Source organism: Metabacillus idriensis (genome assembly GCF_009674765.1).
GTDB classification, from domain to species: domain Bacteria; phylum Bacillota; class Bacilli; order Bacillales; family Bacillaceae; genus Bacillus_P; species Bacillus_P idriensis.
In genome coordinates this window covers 1-12,651 of the sequence record NZ_WKKF01000003.1, presented here as the reverse complement: position 1 = coordinate 12,651, position 12,651 = coordinate 1, and the positions used below count along the sequence as shown (strand labels likewise).

At 42.0% G+C, this 12,651-nt stretch carries 10 protein-coding genes and 1 rRNA gene; 8 read left to right on the top strand and 3 right to left on the bottom strand.

Annotation, left to right across the window (positions count from 1 at the left end; all coding sequences use genetic code 11):
- Positions 1-161 precede the first annotated feature (161 nt).
- Positions 162-4,634, bottom strand: a complete 4,473-nt coding sequence (locus GJU41_RS13045; protein WP_154318908.1) for a glutamate synthase-related protein — start codon at positions 4,632-4,634, stop codon at positions 162-164.
- 312 nt (positions 4,635-4,946) lie between these two features.
- Positions 4,947-6,242 (bottom strand): glutamate-1-semialdehyde 2,1-aminomutase, encoded by a 1,296-nt coding sequence (locus GJU41_RS13040; protein ID WP_070877012.1) that lies wholly within the window; start codon positions 6,240-6,242, stop codon positions 4,947-4,949.
- A 130-nt stretch (positions 6,243-6,372) separates the two neighbouring features.
- Between GJU41_RS13040 and modA the strand changes: the two genes are divergently transcribed.
- From modA to perR, 6 genes are all read left to right on the top strand, one after another.
- Positions 6,373-7,161: a molybdate ABC transporter substrate-binding protein gene (gene modA / locus GJU41_RS13035; protein WP_154318907.1), complete on the top strand. Its 789-nt coding sequence runs from the start codon at positions 6,373-6,375 to the stop codon at positions 7,159-7,161.
- Positions 7,151-7,807, top strand: coding sequence for a molybdate ABC transporter permease subunit (gene modB / locus GJU41_RS13030; protein ID WP_154319014.1), 657 nt, complete (start codon positions 7,151-7,153; stop codon positions 7,805-7,807). Before modA ends, modB begins: the two co-directional genes overlap by 11 nt.
- Positions 7,808-8,125: 318 nt before the next feature.
- Positions 8,126-8,530 carry an ion channel gene (locus GJU41_RS13025; RefSeq protein WP_070877014.1) on the top strand — a complete coding sequence of 135 codons (405 nt, stop codon included), beginning with the start codon at positions 8,126-8,128 and terminating at the stop codon, positions 8,528-8,530.
- A 63-nt stretch (positions 8,531-8,593) separates the two neighbouring features.
- On the top strand, positions 8,594-9,064 hold the full coding sequence (gene bcp, locus GJU41_RS13020) for a thioredoxin-dependent thiol peroxidase (protein ID WP_070877015.1): 471 nt from the start codon (positions 8,594-8,596) through the stop codon (positions 9,062-9,064).
- A gap of 326 nt (positions 9,065-9,390) precedes the next feature.
- The gene (locus tag GJU41_RS13015; RefSeq protein ID WP_154318905.1) at positions 9,391-10,269 is read left to right on the top strand and encodes a D-2-hydroxyacid dehydrogenase; all 879 of its coding nucleotides are present in this window, start codon (positions 9,391-9,393) and stop codon (positions 10,267-10,269) included.
- A 117-nt stretch (positions 10,270-10,386) separates the two neighbouring features.
- A complete protein-coding gene (gene perR / locus GJU41_RS13010; protein ID WP_070877016.1) occupies positions 10,387-10,824 on the top strand; it encodes a peroxide-responsive transcriptional repressor PerR in 438 nt (145 codons plus the stop codon).
- Positions 10,825-10,904: 80 nt separating this feature from the next.
- On the opposite strand, the gene GJU41_RS13005 is transcribed toward perR, so the two are convergent.
- Positions 10,905-11,258, bottom strand: a complete 354-nt coding sequence (locus tag GJU41_RS13005; RefSeq protein WP_070877017.1) for a YgzB family protein — start codon at positions 11,256-11,258, stop codon at positions 10,905-10,907.
- A gap of 214 nt (positions 11,259-11,472) precedes the next feature.
- Here GJU41_RS13005 and GJU41_RS13000 point away from each other — a divergent pair, with 214 nt between their 5' ends.
- On the top strand, positions 11,473-12,345 hold the full coding sequence (locus tag GJU41_RS13000) for a nucleotidyltransferase-like protein (protein ID WP_070877018.1): 873 nt from the start codon (positions 11,473-11,475) through the stop codon (positions 12,343-12,345).
- A 242-nt stretch (positions 12,346-12,587) separates the two neighbouring features.
- Positions 12,588-12,651: ribosomal RNA gene (locus GJU41_RS12995) — 16S ribosomal RNA — on the top strand; the annotation flags it as partial.

Below are 12,651 nucleotides of genomic sequence, written 5' to 3'. Positions count from 1 at the left end.
ATTTTACACGAATTGCCGGAAAAAGAACAATCTTTGCAGAAAAGCCTTCTTGTTAAACAATTAATGACTATACAACTTTTAAACAAATTATTCAAGTTACTTTTTCCCGTTTTAGTAAAAAAAATAACACCTGACAGGCAGGTGTTATTTGGAAGGAGAAATTATTCAGTTGAAACAGACGGATCTGCCTGCTCTTTAACAGGGACCAGCTGAATAAAGTTATTTGTTAAATCCTGCAAAAGAGGTTTCAATTCTTCAGCTTCATCATTCTGACCATGTCGCTCTAGGGCCTCGATGTATGTTGTAAGCAATTCTGATACATCACTCTGGCCTTTTGAATTTAATGGTGAAATTTCAATTTTAGCGCCTTTTGCAATTCGGCGTTCTAAAGCCTGCTTCGTTAATCCAAGCTCAGGCTGATGTCTGATATACACAACCCCGCCGGTCATCCCTGCGCAGATCCATGGACCTGGATCTCCAAGGACGAGCCCTCTGCCGTTCGTCATGTATTCAAACGCGAATCCTTTAATATTGGCGTTTACACCAATATTGCCCAACTCATTTGCAGGAATTGGCTTATCAATCTTGCCGCCGATAATCATATCAGCTCCTGAGAGGCGAATTCCAGCGCGTGCATCTGCATTTCCCTGTACTAACAGCAGACCGCTTTGCGCGCCGTACCCGAATCCTTTGCCAACAGAACCGTTGTAGTACTTGCCGTCAGTTCCTTTAGATTTGAATACTTGAATGGTTCCTCCAAATGACGTTTTTCCGGTGCCGTCCTGTGCTCCGCCTTCAACACGGATATGAATGCCGCTTGAATTGTAGGCGCCAAGACCGTTTCCTGGAATTGAACCTTCTTTATAGTAAAGCTCAACATCATCCAGTTTCTTGTACGAGCCATCAAGACGGCCGCGCACTCTGTGACAGGAAACCCGGCTGCCCAGGATTCGCTGTTCAGAAGTGACGCTTCGGAATTCTCTTGAATCATGCAGTTCATTGTCATCATAATCCAAATATTCAGCTCCCGCTGCAACAGCTAGACGTTTGCTTTCTAAGCTTGCAGCAACCTCTTTATGAGATAGATTCTGAATATCCAATGTTTCAAGCAAGAGTGACAGATCCATTTCTTCTTTGCCTCTCGTTTGTTCAAGCAAGTCAGATCTTCCGACAAGATCCTGAAGATTTGTAAATCCAAGTGAGGCTGTTAAGGCCTGCAGTTCTGAACCGAATGCGCTGAACATATTAACAAGGCCCTGCACAGCCGGATCGTACTTTCTTGGAACAAAGCGTCTTAAGCCATGCTCTTTTGCCTGTGCTTCTGATTCAATTTGAGTGGCGATTCCCACGTGGCATGTATCTAAATGACAGCCGCGGCATGTTGTACAGCCGATGGCAATCATCGATAATGTTCCAAACCCGACGCGGTTCGCTCCCAGCAGCACGACTTTCATCACGTCGAGTGCACTTTTTATTCCGCCGTCTGCCCAAAGCTCTACTTTTTCTCGCAGTCCGGCTTCAAGCAATGCGTTATGTGCCGCTTTAACACCGATTTCAACAGGCAGCCCAACATGCTGAAGGGCATGTATGCGGGCAGCACCAGTACCGCCGTCAAACCCGCTCAGCGTGATGATGTCCGCTCCGGCTTTTGCAATTCCGACTGCAATCGTTCCGATGTTGGGAACAACAGGGACTTTAACAGAAACCTTTGCCTGATCATTAGCTGTTTTCAGTTCAGAAATCATTTGCGCCAAATCCTCAATCGAGTAAATATCGTGGTTATTTGACGGCGAGATGAGATCTGAGCCGATTGTGGCATTTCTGGATTCGGCGATTTTCGCTGTTACTTTAGAACCCGGCAAGTGACCGCCTTCACCAGGCTTCGCTCCCTGGCCGATTTTAATTTCGAGCAGGTTGGAAGAGTTAAGCAGCTCTGCATTTACTCCGAATCTTCCTGATGCGATTTGCTGTCCGCGTGTGCGCGGATATTTGCCGAGCATATCTTTAATTTCTCCGCCTTCACCATTTAGGCTCACCATATTTAATTGTTCAGCAGCTTCAGCGTATGCACGGAATGCTACTTCATTTTGTGAACCGAAAGACATGGAGGCGATCACAAATGGAAGACTGTGCTCTCCGACTCCGATATTTACTTTTTCTTTTGGCACGGCAGATTTAGCCGTTTTTAAATCAGTTAAATGACGAATGGTTATTGGATTGCTTTCTTCTTGCTCTGTCAATTTTTCGCGATATCCGTCATAGCTGCCCGTTTTTGCCACATCGCCAATTGCTTTCCAGATTCTCGGGAAGATGTGGAACGTCTTGCTCGGGCGGGCTTTTTCATTTTCAAAGTCCTGGCTGCGTTCAAGTGCATCTGCTTTCAGGCTTTCAAAGTTAAATTTAAGAGAACGGGAGCCTAAGAAGTTTACAATGTTAAGCTCTTTCTCAATTTCTTCATTTAATCCGATAGCAGAGAAGAGTCGTCCGTATCCTCTAAGCTCATGAATGCCGATTGTAGAAATGACCTTCTCAAGTCCTTTGTTTAATGATTCATATAAGTTAACAGCAGGTTTTGCTGATTCTTCCTCCGCAACAGTTGCAAAAAGAATATACGGACTGATTAGGTTTGCTCCAAGGCCGTATGCAATCATAATGTCATGCAGGGATCTGATGGCCCCTGTGCGCAGTACGATTGAACAGTTTCTCCGCAGGCTTGCTTTAACCAATGCCTGATCAATGACAGAAGTAATCAAGTGCGGATCAATCCACAGCTTTCCATTTTGGTGGGCTTCCTGATCGTCAAGCACAAGTAACACAGCGCCATCCTTTACAGCTTGAATGGCTTCAAGCTTCAGACGGTCAAGAGCGTTCTTCAGGCTTTCACTCTCAGAGAAGACAGCGGATAGAACATGCAGCTGTTTTTCCTTTGAAAATGTATCGATGACTTCTTCATAAGGAAGCTGATCAATCTGTTCAGATGCCATTATGCCAAGCTTGCCTTCAAGCAATAAAGGTGATGGCAGCTCAATCATTGCTGTTTTTTCATGCTGCTCTGTCAGTGAAGGACGTTTCCCGATCACTGAGCGAATGGAGAAATGCTCTGACTCGCGGTCGCGGTCAATTGCCGGATTGGTAACAACAGCTACACTTTCTTTAATGAAATCAGCAATGTTTTTCCGGTCTGGATGGATTGCCGCCAGCGGACCATCATGACCGAGTGAGCGAATAGGCTCTGCTCCTTTTTCAGCCATTTGTTCAAGCAGCTGAATATGTTCGCGATCCCAGCCGAATGCAGCGTAATGACCATTGTGAACTTTGAAGATAGGAGATGCTGAACATTTGCCTTTGCTGACTGGATGAGCCAATCGTTTGCGGTAGCCGCCGATATCCGTTCTGTCTGAAAATCTTTTATAGACTTCCTCCTGAAGAGAAGGGTATTCAAACAGTTCAATATCATCCTTGTTCCATTTAAGGCCAAGCTTTTCGCCAGGTCCAAGCGGCTTAGGATCGCCGGCATAAAGAGAAGTTGGAATGATTCCCGGTTCAGAAGCAAATATATAGGAAGATTCTGATTCTACCTTCCATAGCGGTCGAAGTCCAAGAGCATCTACACTGAAAACTGCTTCATCTCCAAATCTCGAAATGATGCCTGCAGGACCCTGAGCAAAATGGCCCCAAGCTTCACGGATATATGTGTATAAGTCCTGAAGGTGATCAGGATATGCTTTGATTTCATTAACAATTGGCGGGAAAAGAACATCCAGTGCTTCAAACAGGCTGTATCCGTCTCTCGCTACCAGTGTTTCAATCGTTCTGTTCAAGTCTTGAGAATCACTTCCGCCGTCAGTAAGCGGAACATTCATCATTCTTGCTTCGTCGCGAAGCTTTGCAATTGTATTGATTTCACCGTTATGGCCTAACAGGCTAAATGGCTGCACACGAAAAAAAGTAGATAATGTATTAGTAGAATATCTGTTATGTCCCAGAGTCATCGTTGATGCTGCAAGCGGATCTGCAAGATCATGATAAAACTTCGGAAGAACATCTCCAGCACCCATAACTTTATAAACAGCAGCATGCTGACTGAGTGATGCGACATGAACATTGAGGTTTTTCTCAATCTGAATCGTCAGCTCAAATAGATCCTTATTAAGAGAATCATGTTTTCCAGCTGGAATCATGGCAAATTGCCAAAAGAGAGGTTCTTCTTGCAGGGCGATGGGTCCTAATGCAGATGATGTTGTAACTTTGTCTGTTTCGAAAACAAGCTCGAAATTCTTTTCGGATAGTAGGTTTCTAATTTCTTTCTTCAATTTATCAGGATTTTCATTTTTAGATAAAAAGAGGTGTCCGACGATAAAATCGTTTCGTTCGGCTAATTGCTGATCAGCCTTTGCGTCAGCAAGCTTCTGCTTCCACAGAGCTCTTGGAATATCAATATGAATGCCGACACCGTCTCCTTCGCCGTTAATAAACCCGGCTCGGTGATTCATCGTAATTAATGCATTTATACATAAATCAATGTTTTCTTTAGTCGGCACGTTCCGTTTTTCGATGACTGATACGATGCCGCAAGCGTCATGCTCTGCGTTGTAATATTCCTTAAACTTACTTGGGCTCCAATTTTCTTTCATAAAAGCGGCTTGAAAGGGGGATGTGTTCCCGCTTATAGCCTTCACCTCCCGATAAAATATGAATCTATCATTTAAAAACTATAGATTGCCTTGTGAGATTTAATAACAAAATTTTCAGAAATGTAATACTTATCATATCATTTAGATTGAGAAAATTCAATTATTTATGCATGATTTTGGGAGGGGCATACAAGTTTGAAAAGTTTAAATATTCTCAAAATCATTTACAACGCTTAAATGGAAGCGTTTTCAACATTTTTAAAATAATATAAAAAACAGGGACTAAAATCCCTGTTTGAATAAATTGTATATTTATACATTTTGCAATTGCTTGAATGAACGCTCGACTGCAAGCAATGTATCCTTGATATCTTCTTCTGTATGAGCTGTTGTCAGGAACCATGCCTCGTACTTGGATGGAGCAAGATTAATCCCTTCATGAAGCATCAGCTTGAAGAATTTGGCGAACATTTCGCCATCGGTTCTTTCTGCCTGTTCGTAATTGACAACCTTCTCTGTCGTAAAGTAGATGGTCAAAGCGCCCTTCAAGCGGTTCATTGTAATTGGAATTTGATAGGTTTCAGCATGTTTTTGAATGCCTTCTTCAAGCATTTGTCCAAGTTTATCAAGGTTTTCATATACACCTTTTTCCTGCAGCACTTCAAGACAGGCAATGCCTGATAATATCGAAGCGGGATTGCCGGCCATTGTTCCGGCTTGGTAAGCAGGACCAAGAGGTGCAACTTGTTCCATGATCTCTTTTTTGCCGCCATATGCACCGATTGGCAGACCGCCGCCAATGATTTTGCCGAGGGCAGTCAAGTCAGGTGTGACAGCAAGCATGTCCTGTGCTCCTCCGTACATAAAGCGGAAGGCAGTGATGACTTCATCATAAATGACGAGAGCTCCGGCATTATGAGTAAGCTCGTTAACTGCTTCTAGAAAGCCTGGATAAGGTTCAACAATCCCGAAGTTTCCTACGATTGGTTCAACCAGAACAGCTGCAATCTCATCTCCCCATTTCTCAAGTGCTTCTTTAAAAGGTTCAATATCATTAAAAGGAACCGTGATCACTTCTTTTGCAATGCTTTTTGGCACCCCTGCAGAATCAGGTGTGCCTAGAGTGGAAGGTCCGGAGCCTGCCGCAACAAGCACAAGATCAGAGTGACCGTGATAGCATCCTGCAAATTTAATGATTTTGTCCCGGCCTGTATAAGCCCGTGCAACACGAATTGTTGTCATGACGGCTTCCGTTCCCGAGTTAACAAACCGGACTTTGTCCATTCCTGGCATAGCCTGTTTCAGCATTTTCGCGAACTTCACCTCATGTGGAGTCGGAGTGCCGTAAAGTACGCCATCTTCTGCCGCTTTTTGAATGGCCTTTGTAATGTGCGGATGAGCATGTCCGGTAATGATCGGGCCGTATGCTGCGAGGTAATCAATGTATTTATTGCCGTCAACATCCCAAAAATAAGCTCCTTTTGCACGTTCCATTACGACTGGAGATCCGCCGCCGACTGCTTTATAAGAACGGGAAGGGCTGTTAACCCCTCCGACAATATGCTGTAACGCTTCTTCATGAAGCTCTTCAGATTTAGTGAATTTCATGTCTTCCTCCTGAAAAAAAGTTCTAAAGTCTATTTTAGCATGTTTAAAATGGATGAAAAACTTTTGCGCATTCATTTAGTATAATAGAATGAAAATGATGATTCTGTAAGTAAAGGATGGACGCTGACCAGTGCTGAAAAAATACCTGATTCTTCTTATTAGTATAGTTGTCTTAACATCATGCGTCCCTCGGGAGGACGGCTCTGAAAAGAAAACCGTTTTGCTCGTTTCGGCTGCAGTGAGTTTAAAAGATTCATTGAATGAAATAAAAAAACAATTTGAAGAAGAGAACCCTTCTATTGAAGTGCGCTATAACTTCAGTTCAACTGGCGCTCTGCAGCGTCAAATTGAACAGGGGGCTCCAGTAGATGTCTTTTTCTCCGCTTCAAAAGATCTTTTTGAACAGCTTAATAAAAAAGGGCTGATCAACCAATCTCTGCAAATGGATTATTTAGGCAATAGCTTAGTGCTTATTACAAATAAAGAGAATGAATCATTAAAGATGGAGGATCTTGCTTCTGAAGACTTTGGAAAATTAGCAATAGGCACACCGGAAACAGTTCCTGCCGGCAAATATGCAAAGGAAGCTCTTGTGCATGATGACTTGTGGGAAAGTAATAAAAAACGAATGGTATTTGCTAAAGATGTGCGACAAGTTCTCTCCTATGTTGAAACAGGCAATGTACATGCAGGGATTGTATATAAGACAGATGCCATGACTTCAAAAAAAGTGAATCTGACCCCTGTAGAACCGGCCAATTATGAAAGCATTATTTATCCAGCCGGCGTTTTGAATGAAACAGAACACGAAAATGAAGCAGAAGCTTTCTTTCACTTTCTGCAGCAAGAACAATCGTTAGAAGTATTTGAACAGCAGGGGTTTGAGGTGCTTTATAAAGGTGACCGTGATGTGGAGTGAATTCAGTCAGCCTATTGCGCTGTCCCTTCAGGTTGCGGTTATCTCGAGTCTAATCGTCATAATAAGCGGAACGTTCATTGGGAGGATCATGGCAAATACCTCTTTTAGAGGGAAAACGGTGATTGAGACGTTTCTCATGCTGCCGCTTGTCCTTCCGCCTACAGTTGTTGGATTTCTGCTGATTGTGATTTTTGGCATGAACAGCCCGGTCGGTCACTTTATTGAAAGCATTTCAGGCTTTCCAGTCATTTTTACTTGGTGGGCAGCCGTTATTGCCGCATGCGTTGTTTCTTTTCCGCTTATGTATCAGGCTGCAAAGCTTGGGTTTCAAATAATTGATCGTGAAATCGAGGATGCTTCAAGGGTGGACGGGGCTGATGATCGGCAGGTTTTGAGGTATGTTTCGATTCCGCTGGCAATGCCGTCACTTGTCACGGGGGCTGTTCTTTCGTTTACAAGAGCCCTCGGTGAGTTTGGGGCAAGCCTGATGTTTGCCGGTAATATTCCGGGACAGACGCAGACGGCTGCAACGGCTATCTATGTAGCAATTGATTCAGGAGATATGACGATGGCCTGGCTTTGGGCGGGAGCGCTGGTGCTGCTTTCGTTCAGTCTTTTACTCGCAGTCCAGCTTATAAGAAAATAGATGCGGTGAGAAATTTTAGGCTGTTTTCGCATGGATTGTTGTTTTGATGATAAATGTTGTCCGTTCCTTGCAGCGAGAGGAACTTGCTTTCCGCGGGGAGCATGGGAGCCTCCTCGGCGTTGCCTGTGGGGTCTCCCAATTTGCTCTATATCCCGCAGGAGTCAAGTTCCTTCCGCTGCAATCCACTTAGGGTTTTTAACATTTAGTCTAATAGCAACAATATTAACGAAAAGAGCTAAATTTTAAGACAGGCCGAATAATAAAAACCTTCTTGTATATATTGTACCATTACGTGTTTTGGACATGGGGTGCACATATATGGGAGGGTTATTTGCTTTAGCTGTATCGCTTTGTTTACTGATGAGCTTTAACATTTTCATCCGCACATTTAAAGAACGAAATTTTCTTTCTATAGATACCCTGTTAATTGTCATCTTCTTATATCTTTCCATTTTGATTGGATTCAGTATGATTTTCTTGATTTTGGACTCCGGCGGGTTTGAGGTTCTTGTTGATAATGGGGTTATTATGGAAGGAAGCTATCTTGAACGTTTGCATACTTGCCTGTATTTCAGCGCCGTTACTCTATTTTCTTTAGGGTATGGGGACGTCATTCCGATTGGTTTTGGCAGACTGCTTGCCGTACTTGAAGCGCTTATAGGATATGTACTGCCTGCTGTATTTGTTGCAAGAACAGTATGGGGGCTTGATAAAGGGTTATAAGTTGTATCATTCTTAGGAATTGGGTAGTCTTAAACTAAACCAATTTTTGCGGAGGCTGATATCGTGACAACTCAAATCGGACAAACAGCACCAGATTTTGAACTGACAGCTGATAACGGGGAAAAAGTGAAGCTTTCAGAGTTTAAAGGTAATCATGTCATTCTTTATTTTTATCCAAAAGATATGACTCCGGGCTGCACAACGCAAGCATGTGATTTCAGAGATCAGCACAAAAGCTTTGAGGAGCTTGATGCTGTCATCCTTGGAGTCAGTACTGATGCACAGAGCAAACATGAAAAATTCAAAGCCAAGTACGATCTTCCTTTTCTTTTATTGGTTGACGAAGATCACGAAGCTGCTGAAAAATACGGAGTATGGAAGCTGAAGAAAAACTTCGGCAAAGAATATATGGGGATTGAACGTTCAACTTTCCTTATCAATAAGGACGGCGAGCTTGTTAAAGAGTGGCGTAAAGTAAAAGTGAAAGGCCATGTTGAAGAAGCACTTCAATATTTGAAAGAAAATATTTCATAAATGGCCTTTTTTTAAGGAACTGAGTCAAACGTCCAGACAAAAATCATAACCCGGAGTATGTTGTAAAGAAGGCATAACCTCCTCATTCGTTAGCGCAATTAAGTGCAGGAACCATAGTTCCTGCACTCTTTTTAATATTTAAGAAAGAATAAAATTTTGCGCTTCGATGTCTAAATCCATCGCCCAACTCCTCGGCCAGAACGGCTCCGAAAGTATTGGCAAAAAGCGCCTTTTCTGTCGGATCCTTATTTGTCATGCCTGCGCTAAACGGGCGCTTGCGCTTTTCTTATTTTTGGTAAAATAAAAGGAAAAAGGGGAAATTGGTTTTGAAGATTTTATCAACAGTAAAGCTGCCCGGTTATTTAAAGGAAGAATTAGTAAATGAGTTTCCTGATTTGGATTTTAATTTTGACAACAGGATAAATGATGTCCTTAATGAAGTAAAAGAAGCTGAAGTAATTTTGACATACGGGGAAGATCTGACAGCTGACATAAATCAACAAAATATACTGGTCACCAACTCTAAAGGAGTGCATAAGATTCCAATGGCGGAATATACAATTTCAATGATGTTGCAAATTTCAAGAGAGTCACAGCAGCTGCATGAGAATCAGCAGGAGAGAAAATGGGACCGCAGAGTCAAAATGCACGAACTTCATGGGAAAACGATCTTTATATTAGGAGCGGGTGCCATCGGAACTGAAATTGCAAGACTCGCTAAAGCTTTCGGGATGAAAACAGAAGGTATGAACAGATCCGGCAGAACCGTTGAATATTTTGATGGAATCCATACATACAATGGTTTAGAAGCAGGAATGAGAAAAGCAGACTTTGTTGTTTCTGTTCTCCCTAGTACAAAAGAAACAAAAGGGCTGCTGGATTATAAAGCATTCAGCTGGATGCAACCAGAAGGCATATTTATTAATATCGGACGCGGAGATGCTGTACGCGAAGCGGATTTAGTAAAAGTTTTACATGAGGGAAAGATAAAGCATGCAGTGCTTGATGTGTTTGAAGAGGAGCCATTGAGAGAAAATCATTCATTCTGGAGCATGAAGAATGTCACAGTAACACCGCATTTGTCGGGCATAACTGAGAACTATCTGCCAAGAGCGATGGATATCTTTAAGAGAAACTTGGCGTTATATATAAATGGAGATTATTCATCCATGGAAAACACAATCGATCTAAAACAGGGATATTGAGGCTTAAAATAAATAGAAGGCTGTCTAACCGTAATTGACAAAAGTCCCGGTCACGATGTACACTATTTATAAATATTATAAAGTAAGAATGTTTTTCAGGAAAGAGGTGCATAGCGGATGTCTGAACATCAGTTAAAAGAAGCACTTGACACGCTGAAGCAGACTGGAGTGCGCATTACTCCGCAGCGTCATGCCATTTTAGAATACCTTATTCAATCTATGACTCACCCTACAGCTGATGATATTTATAAATCCCTGGAAAGCAAATTTCCAAATATGAGCGTTGCAACGGTCTATAACAATTTGCGTGTTTTTCGCGAGGTAGGCCTTGTAAAAGAACTGACGTATGGAGATGCTTCGAGCAGATTTGATTTTGTCACAACGGAGCATTACCATGTTATTTGTGAAAAATGCGGAAAGATTGTAGATTTTCATTATCCGGGACTAGATGAGGTAGAACATCTTGCTTCACACGTGACAGGTTTTAATGTAAGTCATCACCGCATGGAAATCTACGGAGTGTGCGGCAGCTGCGAGAAGAAAGAAACGCATTGATCAGACTGAATGTCTTTATAAGCATTCAGTCTTTTTTGTCTAAAAAAATAAGCGGGGTGCACAGGCTGCACTCCGCTTATTTATTCTACTGTTTTCCGATTGTACTTTTCATCAAAGTCTTTGCCTTCGAGATTTGGATCCAGAGTCAGCGGTTCATTGCAGTACATACACATATCAACTCTGCCGAGAATCTTTGTTGTTTTGCCGCATGAAGGGCATGTTACTTGAACAGCTTTAGTTGAGAGCATGCCGATCCAGAAGTAAACCACCGTGCTTCCTACTATAGATAATAACCCGAGCATCATGAATATCGTCATAACAATCGGAGAAGTTCTGAAGAAGATACCAATATACATAATAAAAAATCCAATAAAGACTAAACTCAATGCAAACGTGCGGATTTTATTAATCTTGCTAGAATATTTCGCTGCCATTATTCCAACCTCCCAAATACCAATATAGCATAAATGTAAGGGATTTCGCAGAAAAGATCCAATGGTCCTTTAAATAAAAACGACAGGAAATCTCAGAAAATAATAGATTCTCTCTCAGCATTCACTTATAATTTTGAAGTGCTGTATTTGAAAGGGATTTTATCTCCTATGTAGAATTCTGATATATATACATAAATTAAATGGGGGAATCACAATGGAAAATCTTCTCCGTCCTATTTATCAAGAGAGAGCAAGTCATCCAGACACATTAGCAATCGTCATGATTGAAAAGAGAAACCAAACATCACCGCTTACAGATAACTTGGATGTCGCGCTGCTTGTGATTGTAAAAGAAGCAAAGCAGCCTGTTTATATTAAGCATTATGAATTTGACAATCAAAAAGCTTCACTGAATATAGTGACTGATGAACAGATTCAGCAATGGATCCTGCTTGGTACGAACCGCCGCATTGTAGAATGGATTTTAAACGGAAAAGTTCTATTTGACAGAAATGAATACCTAGGACAGCTTGTTGACCGTCTGAAAATGTTTCCTTTCTCGGAGCGCAGATTAAAAATCGGCCTCGAGTATGGCAAGCTTATTAGAAGATACTTGGAAGGCAAGGTGTTTTTTGAGTCAAAACAGTTCCTCGATGCATACAATCATATCGTGCACGCCCTTCATCATCTGGCAAGACTCGAAGTGATTGATCACGGATTTTATCCGGAGGTTACGGTCTGGAATCAAGTGAGACAGATGGAACCTCAGGTTTACAAGCTGTATAAAGAGCTGGTTGAAAGCGAAGAGTCATTAGAAAAAAGGCTCGAGCTTCTCTTTTTGGCCAGTGATTTCCTGATCCACTCGAAATCAGAAATTGGAGCGGGACATCTGCTTGGCATCCTTTCTGAAAAAGAAGTGTGGCATTATGCAGAGCTTCTCCGGCATCCGGAAGCTAAATATTATTCAGTGGATTTAAGTGTGTTATTAGAGTTTCTTGTAGATAAAAATTTCGTTGAAGTTGTTAAGATTGAAACGAAAGGACAGAGAATTTTTCATCGCGGATATTCTGTTACAAAAAAGTATTGACTTTAGTTTTTTACGGTGATATATTAATAAGCGTCGCTGCTGAAGCAAGTTCAATCATGACGGCGCAGACAGCGACTTTCAACTAAAAAAACTTCTTAAAAAAATGTTGACACTGAGTTAGCGAAATGGTATATTAAGAAGGTCGCTTCAAGAGCGAAAATGATCTTTGAAAACTAAACAAAACCAAAAGCGTACCAAACGTTTTAAATTTTTAAGTCAGCAACAAATCGAGTCACAAATTTTCTTCGGAGAGTTTGATCCTGGCTCAGGACGAACGCTGGCGGCGTGCCTAATACATGCAAGTCG

Bases quoted from the DNA above. Each gene is read 5' to 3' on its own strand.
- GJU41_RS13040 (WP_070877012.1), bottom strand. From the start codon at position 6,242: ATGAAATTCACTAAATCTGAAGAGCTTCATGAAGAAGCGTTACAGCAT.
- GJU41_RS13045 (WP_154318908.1), bottom strand. From the start codon at position 4,634: ATGAAAGAAAATTGGAGCCCAAGTAAGTTTAAGGAATATTACAACGCA.
- perR (WP_070877016.1), top strand. From the start codon at position 10,387: ATGTCTGAACATCAGTTAAAAGAAGCACTTGACACGCTGAAGCAGACT.
- GJU41_RS13000 (WP_070877018.1), top strand. From the start codon at position 11,473: ATGGAAAATCTTCTCCGTCCTATTTATCAAGAGAGAGCAAGTCATCCA.
- modB (WP_154319014.1), top strand. From the start codon at position 7,151: ATGTGGAGTGAATTCAGTCAGCCTATTGCGCTGTCCCTTCAGGTTGCG.
- GJU41_RS13005 (WP_070877017.1), bottom strand. From the start codon at position 11,258: ATGGCAGCGAAATATTCTAGCAAGATTAATAAAATCCGCACGTTTGCA.
- GJU41_RS13025 (WP_070877014.1), top strand. From the start codon at position 8,126: ATGGGAGGGTTATTTGCTTTAGCTGTATCGCTTTGTTTACTGATGAGC.